Raw genomic sequence first — 15,972 nt, forward strand, 5'->3', positions numbered from 1 at the left:
CCGCGCGCACACGTGCGCACGGGGCGAGGAGTCGGTATTCAGGGGCACATGGCCGTGATCGTGGCGTTGGGCGCGTTCCTGATGACCCTGGCGGGCGGATGGACGGCGCAGCGCGTCACCGACCGCCGCCACCTCGTGCTGGGCCTCGCCGGCGGGCTGATGCTCGGCGTCGTGGGCCTCGACCTGCTGCCGGAATCGCTGCGCGCGGCGGGCCGCGAGGTGTTCGGCGTCCCGCTCGCGCTGCTGCTCTTCGTGGCCGGGTTCCTGATCGCGCACGTCGTGGAACGCCTGCTGGCGGTACGGCAGGCCGCGCACGGGGCCGAGAACGGGGGCCGCGTCCCCGAGGTCGGGCTGACGGCGGCCGCGGCGATGGTCGGCCACAGCTTCGCCGACGGAGTGGCCCTGGGCGCGGCCTTCCAGGTCGGCGGCGGGATGGGCGTGGCCGTGTCGCTGGCCGTCGTCACGCACGACTTCGCCGACGGGTTCAACACGTACACGCTCACCCGGCTGTACGGGAACGCCCGCCGCAAGGCCGTGATGATGCTCTTCGCGGACGCGGTGGCCCCGGTACTGGGCGCGGCGTCCACTTTGCTGTTCACCCTTCCGGAGGAACCGCTCGGGGCGTACCTCGGCTTCTTCGGCGGAGCCCTGCTGTACCTGGCGGCCGCCGAGATCCTGCCCGAGGCGCACCACAAGCACCCCGCCCTGTCCACGCTGATGTGCACGGTGGGCGGGGTGGCCGGGATCTGGCTGGTGGTGGGCCTCGCGGACTGAACTCACCTGGCCCGCGCCGCGGCTTCCGCGAACCGAAGGGCCACGGAGGGCTCCGCCGCCCAGTGCGTGTGCAGGTAGCTGGCGTGCACACCCTGCTGTACGAAGCCCTCGACCCGGCGTTCGGGGTGCGTGAACCCCCAGGCGGGGGCGGCGCCGGCGCCGGGCTCGATCACCGTGCGGTGGAACTCGTGACCGCGCAGCCGGGTTCCGGTGGCTGCGAGGGCGCTGTCCGACACCGCGACGGCCTCGCGGTAGCCGAGGGTCAGCCGCTCCGACATCCGCGCGTCGGCGTCCAGGACCCCGCACATGGACTTGCCGTCCAGGGAGCGGGCGAGGTACAGCAGCCCGGCGCACTCGGCGGCGACGGGCCCGCCGTCCGCGGCGAAGGCCGCGACGGCCTTGCGCAGCGGCTCGTTGGCGGCGAGCTCGGGGGCGTACACCTCGGGGAACCCGCCGCCGATCACCAGGCCGGTGGTTCCGCCGGGCAGGGCCTCGTCCCGGAGCGGGTCGAAGGTGACGACCTCCGCCCCGGCGGCGGTGAGCAGCTCGGCGTGCTCGGCGTAGGAGAACGTGAACGCGGGGCCGCCTGCGACGGCGATGACGGGCCGTCCGTTCGGCGCGGCGCCGTTGTCGGGGGCAGCGCCCCGGACACCCTCCGGCGCAGCGGCAGGCGACCACGGCTCGCAGGCCAGCGGCGGGGCCGTGCGGGCCAGGGCCATGAGGGCCTCCAGGTCGCAGCCCGCCCGGACCTGGCCGGCCAGGGCCGCGACCGAGGACAGCGCGTCCGACCGCCGCTCGGCGACCGGCACCAGACCCAGGTGCCGCGACGGCGCCGCCACCTGCGGAGCCCGCCGCAGCACGCCGAGCACCGGCATGCCGGCCTCCTCCAGCGCCTCCCGCAGCATCACCTCGTGCCGGTCGGACCCGACCTTGTTCAGGATCACGCCCCCCAGCCGCACCTGCGGGTCGAACGACGCGAAGCCGTGCACCAGCGCCGCCACCGACCGCGACTGCGACGACGCGTCGACCACCAGCACCACCGGCGCCCGCAGCAGCTTCGCGACCTGCGCCGTCGACGCCAGCTCACCCCGCCCCGCGGCTCCGTCGTACAGCCCCATCACGCCCTCGACGATGGCGAGATCGCACCCCGCAGCCCCGTGCGCGAACAGCGGAGCGACCAGCTCCGGCCCGCACATGAACGCGTCCAGGTTGCGCCCCGGCCGGCCCGTGGCCAGCGCGTGGTAGCCGGGGTCGATGTAGTCGGGCCCGGCCTTGTGCGGGGACACGGCGAGGCCGCGCTCCGAGAAGGCCGCCATCAGGCCCGTCGCGACCGTGGTCTTGCCGCTGCCGGACGACGGCGCGGCAATGACCAGGCGCGGAACGTGCAGAGATGTCACCACTCGATGCCCTTCTGGCCCTTCTGGCCGGCGTCCATCGGGTGCTTGACCTTGGTCATCTCCGTGACCAGGTCCGCGAACTCCAGCAGCTTCTCCGGCGCGTTGCGCCCCGTGATCACCACGTGCTGCGTACCGGGCCGGTTGCGCAGCACCTCGATGACCTCGTCGACGTCGATCCAGCCCCAGTGCATCGGGTACGCGAACTCGTCCAGCACGTACAGCTTGTGCGTCTCGGCGGCCAGGTCGCGCTTGACCTGCTCCCAGCCTTCCTTGGCCGCCTGCTCGTTGTCGAGCTGCGCGTCGCGCTGGACCCAGGACCAGCCCTCGCCCATCTTGTGCCAGACGACCGGGCCGCCCTCGCCGGAGGCACCGAGCACCTTGAGCGCGTTCTCCTCGCCGACCTTCCACTTCGCCGACTTGACGAACTGGAACACCCCGATCGACCAGCCCTGGTTCCAGGCGCGCAGCGCCAGCCCGAAGGCCGCCGTCGACTTGCCCTTGCCCGGGCCGGTGTGGACGAAGACGAGCGGGCGGTTGCGGCGCTGGCGCGTCGTGAGTCCGTCGTCCGGAACGACGGTCGGCTGTCCCTGCGGCATTACGCGGCCCTCCTGGTGGTGTGGTGAGACGGTGAAGTCACTGCGGTGCGTACGTTCTTCACGAGCCCGGCCAGCGAGTCGGCCCGCAGCCCGTCGAGCGTGACGGCGGGCCCGCCGAGGTCGGCGGCCAGTACACCGGCCAGCCCCAGCCGGACCGGCCCCGACTCGCAGTCCACGACCACCGACGCGACGCCCTCCGCCTGGAGCAGCCGGGCGCTGCGGCCCGAGAGCTCGCGCGGGTCCCCGCCGACGGAACCGGCCGAGGTGGCCCGCCCGTCGGTGACGACCACGAGCAGCGGACGGCGGCTCGGATCCCGCAACCGCTCGATGCGCAGCACCTCGTGGGCCTTGAGCAGGCCCGCGGCGAGCGGGGTCCGCCCGCCCGTCGGCAGCTGCTCGAGCCGGGCCGCGGCCGCGTCCACCGAGGAGGTGGGCGGCAGCGCCAGCTCGGCGGCGGCGCCGCGGAAGGTGATCAGGCCGACCTTGTCCCGGCGCTGGTAGGCGTCCAGCAGCAGCGAGAGCACCGCCCCCTTGACCGCGCCCATGCGCTGCCGGGCGGCCATCGAGCCGGAGGCGTCGACGACGAAGAGGACCAGGTTGCCCTCGCGGCCCTCCCGGGTGGCCTGGCGCAGATCGTCCTTGCGGACGACGAGCCCGCGCCCGCTGCGCCCGCGCGCCTTCTGGTGCGGGGCGGCGGCCTGGATGGTCGCCGCGAGGTGCAGCTTCGTCAGGTGGCCCCGGGGGCGCTGGGCGCCGGTGGTCCGGCCGTGCGCGGTACGGGCGCGCGAACGCCGCCCGGACGCGCCCTCGCCGAGGCCCGGCACGCTGAGCATCTTGGTCCGGAACGGCTCGGCGGCCCGTACGGCGGCCTGCTCCGGTGCGGCGCCGTCCCGGGAGGTGGGCTGCGGCTCGGGGGACTCCGGGGCGTCCGGGGGCGGCGGGGCCGTGTCGTCCTGCGCCTCGGGGACTTCGGGGGCTTCGGGCTCGGGTGCGTCCGGCCCGCTCTGCGGGGGGACCCCGCCGCCTCCGCCGTCGGGGCCGCCGTCTTCCGGACCGCCGTCGTCCGGGCCCTCGGGCTCGGGCTCGGGCTCCGGGTCCGGGTCGGTCTCGTTCTCCGGCTCCTCGTCGGGGAACCGGTCCAGGATCTCGTCGAGCTTGTCCTCGTCGAGGCCGGGCGCGTCGAAGGGGTTGCGGCGCCGCCGGTGGGGGAGCGCCAGCAGCGCGGCCTGCCGTACGTCCTCCTTGCGTACGTCGGTCCGCCCGGCCCAGGCGGCCAGCGCGGTCGCCGTACGGGCCATCACGATGTCGGCGCGCATGCCGTCGACCTCGAAGCCGGCGCAGGTCGCCGCGATCTGCAGCAGCGAGGCGTCGCCGAGGCGGACCTTCGGGAGCAGGGCCCGGGCGGCCACGACGCGGGCGCGGATGTCCTGCTCGTCGCCGGACCAGCGGGTGGCGAACCCGGCGGGGTCGTCCTCGTACGCGAGCCGGCGGCGCACCACCTCGACGCGCTGGGCGGGCTCGCGGGAGGCCGCCACCTGGACGGTCAGCCCGAACCGGTCGAGGAGCTGCGGGCGGAGCTCGCCCTCCTCGGGGTTCATGGTGCCGACGAGCAGGAAGCGGGCGGCGTGGCGTACGGAGACGCCCTCGCGCTCCACGTACGAGGCGCCCATCGCGGCGGCGTCGAGGAGCAGGTCGATCAGGTGGTCGTGAAGGAGGTTGACCTCGTCGACGTACAGGATGCCGCGGTGCGCGTCGGCCAGCAGGCCGGGCTCGAAGGCCTTCACGCCTTCGGCGAGGGCCCGCTCGATGTCGAGGGCGCCGACGAGGCGGTCCTCGGAGGCGCCGACGGGCAGCTCGACCATGCGCGCGGGCCGGTCGTGGCCCGGGCCGGGCTTGTGCGGGCCGTCGGGGCAGGCCGGGTCGGGGGCGGCGGGAGCGCAGGAGAACCGGCAGCCGGGAATGACGTCCACCTGCGGCAGCAGCGCGGACAGCGCGCGGACGGCGGTGGACTTGGCGGTCCCCTTCTCGCCGCGGACCAGCACACCGCCGACCGCTGGGCTCACGGCGTTGAGCAGGAGCGCCAGCCGCAGGTCGGTCTGGCCGACCACTGCGGTGAACGGGTAGGGCGTGCTCATGCGGTGCCTCTCCTTGTGCGGGTACGAGTACGCGTGCGCGGGCCGGTGTGGTCGTGCGGGGTGGTGGCCGCGGGCCGGGTGCGATGTGCGGGTCTGCCGGGGGCTGCCGCCATCACGGGGCCCCCGGGGGGAGGAACGGGAGGCCGGCCGGGGCCCCCGTCTCGATCAGGCGGAGCAGGGCATCCGTGTCCGCGTGCTCGGCGATCAGGTCGCCCAGCAGGTCCAGCTGCTCCTCCCGCAGGGCGCCGAAGGAGGTGTCGGGCGCCGGAACGAAGCGGCGGCCCGACGCCAGCGCCACCTCCCGCAGGAACGCCCGCCGGAAGCCGTCCGACTCCAGCGAGCCGTGCCAGTGGGTGCCCCACACCGAACCGACGCGGCAGCCGTCGAGGAACGCCTCCCCGCCCAGGACCTCGGCCACCCCGTGGTGGATCTCGTACCCGTCGACCGGCTCGCCGAGCGCGGTCCCGGAAGGCCGCTCCAGGGTCTTCTCGCGCTCGAAGCGGATCCGCACCGGCAGCAGCCCCAGCCCGTCCACCGAGCCGGCCCTGGACTCGACGTCGTCCTCGATGTGCTCGCCGAGCACCTGGAAGCCGCCGCAGATGCCCAGTACCGGCCGGCCCTCCGCGGCCCGCCGCGCCAGCGCATCGGCGAGGCCGCGCTCGCGCAGCCACTCCAGGGCCTTCACCGTGCCGCGGGTACCCGGAACCACCACCAGGTCCGCGTCGACCAGCTCCTCGGCCCGGTCCACGAACCGCACCACGACCCCCGGTTCCGCCGCGAGCGCGTCGACGTCCGTGAAGTTCGACATCAGCGGCACCGCGCACACCGCGACCCGCAGGACGTCCTCGCCGACCGGCGGCGCCACGACCGACTCGCGTACCGCGCCCCGCAGCGAGACCCGGAGCCCGTCCTCCTCGTCGATGCCCAGCCCGTGCTGGAACGGCAGCACGCCGTACGTCGCCCGGCCGGTCAGGGAACGCAGCATCTCCATGCCCGGTTCCAGCAGCGACACGTCGCCGCGGAACTTGTTCACCATGTATCCGGCGATCAACGACTGGTCCTGCGGCGACAGCAGCGCCGTCGTCCCGAAGAACGAGGCGAAGACCCCGCCCCGGTCGATGTCCCCGACCACGACCACCGGGAACCGCGCGGCCCGCGCGATGCCCATGTTCACGATGTCGGTCCGGCGCAGGTTGATCTCGGCCGGACTGCCCGCCCCCTCGCAGATCACGGCGTCATACGTGCCCCGCAGCTGCTCCAGGCAGTCCGTGACGACCCCGAGAAGCTGCTCCTGCCTGCCCCCGTGGTAGCCCCGGGCACTCATCTCGCCCACCGGCTTGCCCAGCAGCACCACCTGGCTGCTGCGGTCGCTGCCGGGCTTGAGCAGCACCGGGTTCATCAGCGCCGTCGGCTCCACGCACGCCGCCTGCGCCTGCATCGCCTGCGCCCGCCCGATCTCGGCGCCCTCGCGCGTCACGAACGAGTTCAGCGACATGTTCTGCGCCTTGAACGGCGCCACCTTCACGCCCTGCCGGGCCAGCCAGCGGCAGATGCCCGCCGTGACCACGCTCTTGCCCGCGTCCGATGTCGTACCGGCGACGAGGAGTCCCCCGCCCAGCTTTCCGCCGCTCACGGGCGTCCCCTCCCAGCCACACGTGACACCGCACAGCGCAGTGCCACACACGCCCCCAGCGCCAGCCACGTCACCTGCCGTGACAGCCGCACAGCCCGTTCGATGTCCGCGACCTGCACCGGCCGCCCCGCCCCGCCGTTCAGCACGGCCCGGTGCTCGACCCGCCCCGCGTACGCCAGGGTTCCTCCCAGCCGTACGCCGAGCGCCCCGGCGAACGAGGCCTCCACCGGGCCGGCGTTCGGGCTCGGGTGCTTCGCGGCGTCGGCACGCCAGGCCCGTACGGCTCCCCGCCGGTCGGGTCCGGCCAGTACGGCGGCCAGCGCGGTCAGCCGGGCGCCCGGCCAGCCCGCGAGGTCGTCGAGCCGGGCCGAGGCCCAGCCGTAGCGCAGGTAGCGCGGCGACCTGTGGCCCACCATCGCGTCCAGGGTGTTCACGGCGCGGAAGGCCAGCAGCCCGGGGATACCGGCGGCGGCGCCCCACACGAGGGCCCCGACCACCGCGTCGGAGGTGTTCTCGGCGACCGACTCCACGACGGCGCGGGCCATCTGCTGCTCGTCCAGGGCCTGCGGGTCCCGCCCGCACAGGTGCGGCAGCCGCTCCCGGGCGACCTCGGCGTCCCCGGCGGCGAGCGCGCCGCCGATGGCGCGGGCCTCACGGCCCAGGGAGGTGCCGCCGACTACGGCCCAGGTGGCCGCTGCGGTCAGGGCGATACGGGCGGCTGCGGGCCGGGAGCGCACGGCGCGGGCGCCCAGCGCGCCGACGGCGGCCGCGCCCCCGGCGCACACGAGGGTGTGGAGGAGGCCCCGGGCGCGGTCGTCGCGCCACAGGGCGCCTTCGACAGCGGCGGCTGCTCGTCCGAAGGCGGCCACGGGGTGCCCTCGGCGCGGATCACCGAGGATCCGGTCGCCGATCAGGCCCGCCGTGGCGCCGTACGCGAAGACGCGATCGGCACGCATGGTGGCAGGTATGTCCTCACTCAGGGTCCGCGCCCTGGTTCGACGTGTCCGGCGGTGGGAGTTCCTGGCTCCCGGGGCGCACGCGTCGCGTGCTCCCCGGTGACAGTGGCGGGACCGCGCCGGATTCGCACCGGACTTCCTCTCCATGCCGCCGTATTGGCTCGGGCAGTCCACCACGCACCGCGAAGGCCCGTCAACTCGCCGTTGACCTGCGGCGGGGCAGGTCACCACGCCGGGCCTCGGGTACGGGAAAGCTCCCCCCGGGAAGCCCGGAGGGAGCTTTCGTGCACCGTGCCCGAATCGGTCAGCTGACGATCAGGTAGATGCCGTACGCGACGGCCGCCGTGACGAGCGCGAAGCAGGCGTACGCGCCGCTGCGGGCCAGGGTGGCGGTGCCGCCCTGCTCGGTGGCGGTCTCGTGCTTGGAGAGGCCCACCAGGCCCAGGGTGAACAGGGCCACGAGCGCGACGGTGGCGGAGAGGCTGACCCCGAAGACGGAGCCGAGTGCTGCCCAGTCGATCTTCATACTGCGGATTCCTCTGTCGTTCTCGGGGTCAGACCGCGGCGGCCGGGGCCGCAGGGGTCGGGGCAGCCGCCGGGATGGTGGCCTTCAGGTCCTCGTCGGTGACCGCGGCGGTCGTACCGGCGGCGGCCACGGTCGGCGGGACGGTGACGGCGGCCATGGCCGTGGTGACGACACCCGGCTCCTCGGCCGCGGCCGGCTGCACGTCGTTGACGTTGCTGTGGTCGACGACCTGGCGGCGGGAGATGACCCAGATGGCGACGCAGGAGGCGATCAGGAAGAGCGCGACGGCGGCGACGCCGAGGTCACCGGTACGCATGACCAGCTCGGCACCGGAGGCGACGACGGCCGCGGCCGGCAGGGTCAGGCCCCACGCGATGAACATGCGGGTGGCGGTGGACCAGCGGACCACACCGCCCTTGCGGCCCAGGCCCGCACCCATGACGGCGCCGGAGCACGCGTGGGTGGTGGAGAGGGAGAAGCCGAGGGTGGAGGAGGCCAGGATGACGCTCGCGGCCGAGGTCTGGGCGGCGAAGCCCTGCTGCGGCTGGAGGTCGGTCAGGCCGCTGCCCATGGTGCGGATGATGCGCCAGCCGCCCAGGGAGGTGCCCAGGGCGATGGCCATGCCGGCGGAGACGATGACCCAGACCGGCGGGTTGGCGCCGGAGTCCAGGGCGCCGCCGGCGATGAGCGCCAGGGTGATGATGCCCATCGTCTTCTGCGCGTCGTTGGTGCCGTGCGCGAGGGAGACGAGACCGGCCGAGGCGATCTGCCCGGCGCGGTAGCCCTTGGTGGCGGTCTTGCCGCCGACCTTGCCGCCGAGCTTGTACGTGACCTTGGCGGCCAGCATCGAGGCCACACCGGCCACGATCGGCGCGGCGACCGCGGGGAGCAGCACCTTGCTGACGAGCGTGCCGCCGTTGACGGCGCCGAGGCCGGCGGAGGCGACGGCCGCGCCGACCAGGCCGCCCATCAGGGCGTGGGAGGAGCTGGAGGGGAGTCCGACCAGCCAGGTGACGAGATTCCAGAGGATCGCGCCGACCAGGGCGGCGAAGATCACTTCTGGCTGGATGCCCTCCTCGTTGACCAGGCCCTTGGAGATCGTCTTGGCGACCTCCACGGACATGAACGCGCCGACGAGGTTGAGCACGGCGGACATGGCCACCGCCGTCTTGGGTTTGAGGGCGCCGGTCGAGATGGTGGTGGCCATCGCGTTGGCTGTGTCGTGGAAACCGTTCGTGAAGTCGAACACGAGAGCGGTGATGATCACGATCCCGAGGAGAAGCGTTATGTGCTCCATTTACCCAGGCTTCTGTTTGACGTCAGTGGCTCGGCGACCGTAGGCAACCTGAGTGAACGGAAGATGAACTGGCGCGGGCGGAGCGGTGTACTGGCCCGTCGTGTCATCGGGACCTTCGTCCTGATTTTCCCGCTGATACCGCGATTAATGCACGTCAAAGCCGGGTGAACGAAAGGATCCGCAGGCGATCAGAGGCCCCTGGACCCGCCCTCGAGGGGTCCTGGAAGAGATCTAGATCACTCCTCCGGCCGACCCGCTGCGCCGCTGCGTGATCCCTTCCCGGCCCCGCCCGGCGGTATGCGGAACATTCCGCTCAGGTGGCCCGCCCGGGCTCGCGCCTTGACACTGGAGCCGTGCGTACCGCCACAGCGACGGCCGCGGTCGTCGCCACCTCCCTCGTCGGTGCCGGTGCAGCCGCGGTCGCGGCCGGCCGGTACGCCGCCGACGCCGCCCTGCGGCACGAGCCCGGCCGCCCCCTGCCCGGCGAGGCGCGGCTCAGCGTCCACTCCGCCGGCTCCGGGCGGGTCGTTCTGACCCGCTCGCTGGCCTCCCTGCGCCCCGGTACGTACGGACTCACCGCCCCCGGGGTGCACGCCGTGGTCGGGCCCGTCCTCGAGGGAGCCGCGCCCGGCCCGGACACCGTCGTACGCCGGCTCCTCGCCGTCACCCACGGCAGCCTCGAGCCCGGCATCCGGGTCACCCTCACCCCCCAGGTCCACGCGGGCAACCCCGGCACCGCCCTCGGGCTCGACCATGCCGACGTGGACATCCCCGGCGAGCTCGGCGGGCTGCCCGCCTGGTTCGTGCCCGCCGCCCGCGACACCTGGGTGATCACCGTGCACGGGCTCGGCGCCGGCCGCGAGCACCCGATGGTGATCATGCCCTTCCTGCACCGCCAGCGGATGCCCGTCCTCGACCTCGCCTACCGCGGCGACCTCGGCGCCCCCGCCTCACCGGACGGTCTCGGCCACCTCGGCGAGTCGGAATGGCGGGACGTGGACGCCGCGATCCGCTACGCCCTGCGCTACGGCGCCCGCCGGGTCGTCCTGCACGGCTGGTCCACCGGCGCCGCCATGGCCCTGTACGCCGCGGAGCGCTCGGCCCTCGCCGACCGGATCTCCGGGCTCGTGCTGGACTCGCCGGTGCTCGACTGGCACACCACCCTGCGCGCGCTCGTCGCCGCCCGCCGCACCCCGGCCCCGCTGGTGCCGCTCGCGGTGCGGGCCGCCGAGGGGAGCGCCGGGCTGCGCGCCGACCGCCCGGGACCCGGTGCGGACCCCGCGGCGCTGCGCGTCCCCGTCCTGATCTTCCACGGCCCGGACGATTCGCTCGCCCCCTGGGAGCCCTCCCGCAGGCTCGCCGCCGCCCGCCCCGACCTGGTCACCCTGAAGACCGTCCGCGAAGCCCCGCACGGGGCGATGTGGAACGCCGACCCGGCCGGATACGAGGAAGCCCTGAGGCGCTTTCTCACCCCTCTTATGTGAAGGCCGTGTGCCGGACGGGACAGGGAGGGTGCATTCTCCCTGTATGTCCCCCTGGCCGCCGCCGATAATGGCTGGTTCCGTTTGGGCTTTCGGCCGGTGACGGGCGAGACTGCTTCCGTGACGTCCCGAAAGCCTGATGAGCAGTTGGCTCGCGACTCCAGACTCCGACTCGTCTCCCCGCGTTCCGTCGCCGCGGCCCGCAAGGCGGTGACCGACCGACGCGCCCGTACCGCCTCCCGGCCCCCGGCGGGTACCCCGGCCACGGCCGAACTCGCGAACCGGGCCCGGGCCTCGCTCGCCGATGCCGTACGGCTCGCCCGCTGGGCCGAGCTCAACCTCGGGGCCGGCGGCGGAGGCCGACCCGCCCCGGCGGGAGCGCTGCCCGCCTCCGATGTGGAACGGGCCGCCGCTGAACTGAACCTGACACACGGGCAGATCCGGGTCGGCTGGGACCGCGCCCGGCTCGCCGGCCTCGTGGAAGTGCACGGCGGCCATGCCCGGCCCGGCTGGCGGCTGCGCGCCTGGGACCGCGACGACACCGCCGTACTGCGCGGCTGGGTCGCCCTGTTCGACGCCTGGTCGCTGGTTCACCCGGCCCCCGCCGACATCGCGCCCGCGGTCGTCGCCGAGGTGGTCGAGGCCATGCCCCAACTGCTGTCCCTGCTCCAGCTGTCCGCCGGTCCCGTGACCGTGCCGGATCTGCTGGACCTGCTCGGCCAGCGGGTCACCGAACTGCGCGACGAGCGGTGCGAGGTCCCCTACGACACCCCGGCGCGCGAGACTTCGCCGTCTGACGGGACGGCAGCCACCGCCGACGCCGAGGCGGCCGGCCCCGTGGCGGCCGTCGCGGTCGCGGAGGCCGCCACCTCCCACGCGGCGCCCGTCCCGCTCGCCCGGCTGCTGCGCTGGGCGCTCGGCGGACTCGCCGCCGTCGACGCCGTCACCCTCGGTCCCGCGCAGGCCGCGCTCACCCCGCTCGGCAGCTGGGCCGTCTGGGTCAAGCTCGAACAGATCTGCGTCGCTGCGCAGAGCCCCGCCGGGAACATCGAGCAGTCCGCCGCCGCGATGCTGCACGGCTGCGCCCGGCTCACCCCGGGACCGGCCCGCGCCGAGTACCAGGCCTGGCTCGCCGCCCGGCCCGTCGGCCACGCCGTCAGCGAGCTGCTGCACGCCGCCCGCGGCGAGGATGCCCTGCTGCGCGGCCTGGCCTTCGAGGCCCTGCGCGTGGTCGGAGCCCCGGCCGAACCCGAGGTGCGCGCCGCCGTCCGCGACGCCGCCCTGCGGCCCTACGCCCTGCTCTGGCTCGCCGAGCACGACGGGGTGGATCCGGACGAGGCCCAGGACGTGCTCACCGCCGAGGAGTCGACCTGGCTCTGGGTGGACACCGCGGCCGCCATCGCCGACCACGGCGAGGCCGACCTGCTGGCACGCCACCTCGACTCGGCCGTCCGCACCACCGTCCCGCGGCTGCTGGACGAGGTCCGCGCGGTCGGCCATCCGCGCACCGTCCAGGTCCTGGTCGCCCTGGCCGCCGCCCACCCGGACCCGGCCCTGGCCAAAGCGGTCCGCCGGGCCGCGTTCCAGGTCCACACCGGCGGCGCGTAGCGCCCGTAGGGGAAGGTACGCAGGAACGCGCCGCGGGTCTCAGACCTGCGGCGCGTACGTCCCGAAGCTCCAGATGTTGCCCTCGGCGTCCCTGGCCATGTAGTCGCGGGACCCGTAGTCCTGGTCGGTGGGCTCCATCAGGATCTCCACGCCGTGCTCCGCGGCCCGCCGGTGGTGGGCGTCCACATCGTCGACCACCACATAGACCCCCACGGGACCGCCGCCCTCCATGGCCTTGTCGAAGACGCTGCCGGTGCCCTTGCTGCCCAGCATCACCAGGCCGCTGCCGTAGGCCAGTTCCGCATGCATCACCGAGCCGTCCTCGCCCTCGTACACCGCGACCTGGCTGAAGCCGAAGGCCTCGGTCAGCAGCTTGATGGCCGCCTTCGCGTCGCGAAAACGCAGCGTGGGACAGATGGACGGAACGCCTGACATGACGACCACTCCCTCTCGTGACGGTGACCTACGTCACAGCATGGCAGGCGCCACCGACGGTCAGCGGAACGTGTTGCACCGGGCCATGTCGCCCGTGTGGTACCCCTGGTAGAACCACTGCTGGCGCTGCTGGGCCGAGCCGTGCGTCCAGGACTCCGGGGTCACGCGGCCCTGGAACTTCTCCTGGATCCGGTCGTCGCCGACCGCGGCCGCCGCGTCCAGGCCGTCCTTGATGTCCTGGTCGGTGAGGCTCGTGATCAGCGGTCGGCCCGTGGACTCGTCCGGGGTCCTCGTCGCGTTGTGCGCCCACACCCCGGCGTAGCAGTCGGCCTGCAGTTCGACCTTGACCGCGTTGCTGTTCGCGCCCGGCTGTCCGCCCTGGGCCTTCTGCAGCGTTCCGGTCAGGTTCTGGACGTGGTGCCCGTACTCGTGGGCGACGACATAGGCCTGGCCGAACGGGCCGCCGCTCGCGCCGAACTTCGTCCTCAGGTCGTCGAAGAAGCCGAGGTCCAGGTAGACCCGCCGGTCGGCCGGGCAGTAGAAGGGGCCGACCGCCGAGGTGGCGGCCCCGCAGGCGGTGTTCACCCGGCCGGTGAAGAAGACCGTCGACGCCGGGGTGTACCGGCCGCCGCGCCGGGTGAACTCTTCCCTCCAGAAGTCCTGGGTGCTGTTGACGACCGCGACCAGCCGGCAGTCCTCCCGCGCGTTCGCGTCCCGCCCCTTCTTGCAGGACTGCTCCACCTGACTGACGGACGACGAGGTCACCGCCGGCTCCCGGTTCCCCGAGGACAGCCCCAGTTCGTCCGGGCCCACGCCGAAGAGCAGCCCGAGTACCAGCGCGATGAGGCCCGCGATACCGCCGCCGATCGTCGCCCGCCCGCCCGGGATGCGGTTGCCACGCACGTCCTTGACCTCGGAAGTGTCCAGATCGGCGTCGTCGTCGAACTGCATCCCGCACCGCCCTCGATTCCACGTGGCCGCACTGCGGCGAATATCACCCGGTCCATCCTGATACGCGCCCCGGCCCACCGGGGCGATCCGTGGACCGAACGGGGGACCGGAAGAGGGGCGGGCGGGGGAGCGGAAGGGGGAGGGACGGGGCGTGCGTCAAGGGCCGGACGCCCCCATAACCAGTTGCACACCCCCGGTAGAATGAATCCCATGGCAAATCTCCTCGCGGATTAGCGGCGTCGAAGCATCGCGTCCTGCCCCCCTTCCGCCGTCCCCCCGCCCTGGAGTATTTCCGTGATCACCGCCACCGGCGTCGAGCTGCGCGCCGGCGCCCGCGTCCTCATCGAGTCCGCCTCGTTCCGTATCGCCAAGGGCGACCGTATCGGCCTGGTCGGCCGCAACGGAGCGGGCAAGACCACCCTCACCAAGTGCCTCGCCGGCGAGGGTCAGCCCGCCGCCGGGTCCATCACCCGCTCGGGCGAGGTCGGCTACCTCCCGCAGGACCCGCGCACCGGCGACCTGGACGTGCTCGCCCGCGACCGGATCCTGTCCGCCCGCGGCCTCGACGTCCTCATCAAGAAGATGCGGATGAACGAGGAGCGCATCGCAACCGGCGCCGGCGCCACCCGTGAGAAGGCGCTCAAGCAGTACGAGCGCCAGGAGACCGAGTTCCTCACCAAGGGCGGGTACGCCGCCGAGTCCGAGGCCGCGACCATCTCGGCCGCCCTCAGCCTCCCCGACCGGGTCCTCGGCCAGCCGCTGCACACCCTCTCCGGCGGCCAGCGCCGCCGCGTCGAGCTCGCCCGGATCCTCTTCTCGGACGCCGACACCCTGCTGCTCGACGAGCCGACGAACCACCTGGACGCCGACTCCATCGTCTGGCTGCGCGACTACCTGAAGAACTACCGCGGCGGCTTCGTCGTGATCTCCCACGACGTCGACCTGGTCGAGACCGTCGTCAACAAGGTCTTCTACCTGGATGCCAACCGCTCCCAGATCGACGTCTACAACATGGGCTGGAAGCTCTACCAGCAGCAGCGCGAGGCCGACGAGAAGCGCCGCAAGCGCGAGCGCCAGAACGCCGAGAAGAAGGCCGCGGCCCTGAACTCGCAGGCCGACAAGATGCGCGCCAAGGCCACCAAGACCGTCGCCGCGCAGAACATGGCCAAGCGCGCCGACCGGCTGCTCGCAGGCCTGGAGGCCGTCCGCGCCTCCGACAAGGTCGCCAAGCTCCGCTTCCCGGACCCGGCGCCCTGCGGCAAGACCCCGCTGACCGCCGAGGGCCTGTCGAAGTCGTACGGCTCCCTGGAGATCTTCACCGACGTCGACCTGGCCATCGACAAGGGCTCCCGCGTCGTCATCCTCGGCCTCAACGGCGCCGGCAAGACCACCCTGCTGCGCCTGCTCTCGGGCACCGAGAAGCCGGACACCGGCGAGGTCACCCCGGGCCACGGCCTCAAGCTCGGCTACTACGCCCAGGAGCACGAGACCCTGGACCCGGAGCGCACGGTCCTCGAGAACATGCGCTCCGCCGCGCCCGACCTGGACCTGGTCGCCGTACGCAAGACGCTCGGCTCCTTCCTCTTCTCCGGGGACGACGTGGACAAGCCGGCCGGGGTCCTCTCCGGTGGCGAGAAGACCCGTCTCGCCCTGGCCACGCTGGTCGTTTCCTCGGCGAACGTGCTGCTGCTCGACGAGCCCACCAACAACCTCGACCCGGCCAGCCGCGAGGAGATCCTGGGCGCGCTGCGCACGTACAAGGGTGCGGTCATCCTCGTCACGCACGACGAGGGGGCGGTCGAGGCGCTGGAGCCGGAGCGGATCATCCTGCTCCCGGACGGCGTCGAGGACCTGTGGGGCCCGGACTACCGGGACCTCGTCTCCCTCGCCTGAGGTTCACCGGGGGTGCCCGGCGGCTGCCCGGCGGGTTGATCCAGTTCCTTATGGATCATTCGGCTCAGGCGTGATCCATCATCTGAGTGAGACGGTCTCGTACCTCTGCGCTCTGTACGACGGCCCCGGCCGTGCCCGTCCGGGCGCGCGGCCGGGGTCGTCTTTTTTCGGCGTCCGGCCCCTGACCTGGCGATTCCCGGTGAGGGTGGAGAAGTGTGACGGACGTCATGCAGCGGAAGAGAAGATTCCGTTCTGCTGATGTGTCCACCGGTCGGGAAATGCCGTCGTAC

General features: G+C 73.5%; 13 protein-coding genes and 1 riboswitch. Of the genes, 4 read left to right on the forward strand and 9 right to left on the reverse strand.

All coding sequences use genetic code 11. The features are described from left to right. Positions 1–48 precede the first annotated feature (48 nt). On the forward strand, positions 49–774 hold the full coding sequence (locus OHT74_RS28955; protein WP_328621817.1) for a ZIP family metal transporter: 726 nt from the start codon (positions 49–51) through the stop codon (positions 772–774). Positions 775–776: 2 nt separating this feature from the next. Here the strand turns inward: OHT74_RS28955 and OHT74_RS28960 are convergent, their stop codons facing one another. The 7 genes from OHT74_RS28960 to OHT74_RS28990 all read right to left on the reverse strand — a co-directional run bounded on the left by OHT74_RS28960 (position 777) and on the right by OHT74_RS28990 (position 9,314). Continuing rightward, positions 777–2,162, reverse strand: a complete 1,386-nt coding sequence (locus tag OHT74_RS28960; RefSeq protein WP_328623415.1) for a cobyrinate a,c-diamide synthase — start codon at positions 2,160–2,162, stop codon at positions 777–779. Between the two features lie 5 nt (positions 2,163–2,167). Continuing rightward, complete coding sequence (gene cobO, locus OHT74_RS28965; RefSeq protein WP_266668262.1) at positions 2,168–2,767, reverse strand: cob(I)yrinic acid a,c-diamide adenosyltransferase; 600 nt, start codon at positions 2,765–2,767, stop codon at positions 2,168–2,170. Next, on the reverse strand, positions 2,767–4,902 hold the full coding sequence (locus OHT74_RS28970) for a putative cobaltochelatase (RefSeq protein ID WP_328621818.1): 2,136 nt from the start codon (positions 4,900–4,902) through the stop codon (positions 2,767–2,769). Before OHT74_RS28970 ends, cobO begins: the two co-directional genes overlap by 1 nt. 112 nt (positions 4,903–5,014) lie before the next feature. Continuing rightward, on the reverse strand, positions 5,015–6,520 hold the full coding sequence (locus tag OHT74_RS28975) for a cobyric acid synthase (RefSeq protein WP_328623416.1): 1,506 nt from the start codon (positions 6,518–6,520) through the stop codon (positions 5,015–5,017). Positions 6,521–6,531: 11 nt separating this feature from the next. Beyond that, on the reverse strand, positions 6,532–7,491 hold the full coding sequence (locus tag OHT74_RS28980; RefSeq protein WP_328621819.1) for a cobalamin biosynthesis protein: 960 nt from the start codon (positions 7,489–7,491) through the stop codon (positions 6,532–6,534). 39 nt (positions 7,492–7,530) lie between these two features. After that, positions 7,531–7,681, reverse strand: a riboswitch (cobalamin riboswitch). Between the two features lie 114 nt (positions 7,682–7,795). Further along, entirely contained in the window at positions 7,796–8,017 is a 222-nt protein-coding gene (locus OHT74_RS28985; RefSeq protein WP_266668268.1) for a hypothetical protein, read from the reverse strand. 28 nt (positions 8,018–8,045) lie between these two features. Then, on the reverse strand, positions 8,046–9,314 hold the full coding sequence (locus tag OHT74_RS28990; protein ID WP_266668270.1) for an inorganic phosphate transporter: 1,269 nt from the start codon (positions 9,312–9,314) through the stop codon (positions 8,046–8,048). A 353-nt stretch (positions 9,315–9,667) separates the two neighbouring features. On the opposite strand from OHT74_RS28990, the gene OHT74_RS28995 reads away from it, so the two are divergent. After that, complete coding sequence (locus OHT74_RS28995; protein ID WP_328621820.1) at positions 9,668–10,798, forward strand: alpha/beta hydrolase family protein; 1,131 nt, start codon at positions 9,668–9,670, stop codon at positions 10,796–10,798. A gap of 117 nt (positions 10,799–10,915) precedes the next feature. Continuing rightward, entirely contained in the window at positions 10,916–12,403 is a 1,488-nt protein-coding gene (locus tag OHT74_RS29000; RefSeq protein WP_443047588.1) for a hypothetical protein, read from the forward strand. A gap of 39 nt (positions 12,404–12,442) precedes the next feature. On the opposite strand, the gene OHT74_RS29005 is transcribed toward OHT74_RS29000, so the two are convergent. Together OHT74_RS29005 and ypfJ are read right to left on the reverse strand one after the other, a co-directional pair. Continuing rightward, entirely contained in the window at positions 12,443–12,838 is a 396-nt protein-coding gene (locus OHT74_RS29005) for a VOC family protein (protein ID WP_328621821.1), read from the reverse strand. A 60-nt stretch (positions 12,839–12,898) separates the two neighbouring features. Then, positions 12,899–13,789: a KPN_02809 family neutral zinc metallopeptidase gene (ypfJ, locus tag OHT74_RS29010; RefSeq protein ID WP_328621822.1), complete on the reverse strand. Its 891-nt coding sequence runs from the start codon at positions 13,787–13,789 to the stop codon at positions 12,899–12,901. A gap of 294 nt (positions 13,790–14,083) precedes the next feature. Here ypfJ and OHT74_RS29015 point away from each other — a divergent pair, with 294 nt between their 5' ends. After that, the gene (locus OHT74_RS29015) at positions 14,084–15,682 is read left to right on the forward strand and encodes an ABC-F family ATP-binding cassette domain-containing protein (RefSeq protein WP_266668278.1); all 1,599 of its coding nucleotides are present in this window, start codon (positions 14,084–14,086) and stop codon (positions 15,680–15,682) included. The last annotated feature ends 290 nt before the right edge of the window (positions 15,683–15,972 follow it).

It is taken from the genome of Streptomyces sp. NBC_00354 (genome assembly GCF_036106915.1).
GTDB lineage: Bacteria > Actinomycetota > Actinomycetes > Streptomycetales > Streptomycetaceae > Streptomyces.

Coding starts and splice junctions, on each gene's coding strand:
- OHT74_RS28955 (WP_328621817.1), top strand. CDS start 49: ATGGCCGTGATCGTGGCGTTGGGCGCGTTCCTGATGACCCTGGCGGGC.
- cobO (WP_266668262.1), bottom strand. CDS start 2,767: ATGCCGCAGGGACAGCCGACCGTCGTTCCGGACGACGGACTCACGACG.
- OHT74_RS28970 (WP_328621818.1), bottom strand. CDS start 4,902: ATGAGCACGCCCTACCCGTTCACCGCAGTGGTCGGCCAGACCGACCTG.
- OHT74_RS28980 (WP_328621819.1), bottom strand. CDS start 7,491: ATGCGTGCCGATCGCGTCTTCGCGTACGGCGCCACGGCGGGCCTGATC.
- OHT74_RS28985 (WP_266668268.1), bottom strand. CDS start 8,017: ATGAAGATCGACTGGGCAGCACTCGGCTCCGTCTTCGGGGTCAGCCTC.
- OHT74_RS28990 (WP_266668270.1), bottom strand. CDS start 9,314: ATGGAGCACATAACGCTTCTCCTCGGGATCGTGATCATCACCGCTCTC.
- OHT74_RS29005 (WP_328621821.1), bottom strand. CDS start 12,838: ATGTCAGGCGTTCCGTCCATCTGTCCCACGCTGCGTTTTCGCGACGCG.
- ypfJ (WP_328621822.1), bottom strand. CDS start 13,789: ATGCAGTTCGACGACGACGCCGATCTGGACACTTCCGAGGTCAAGGAC.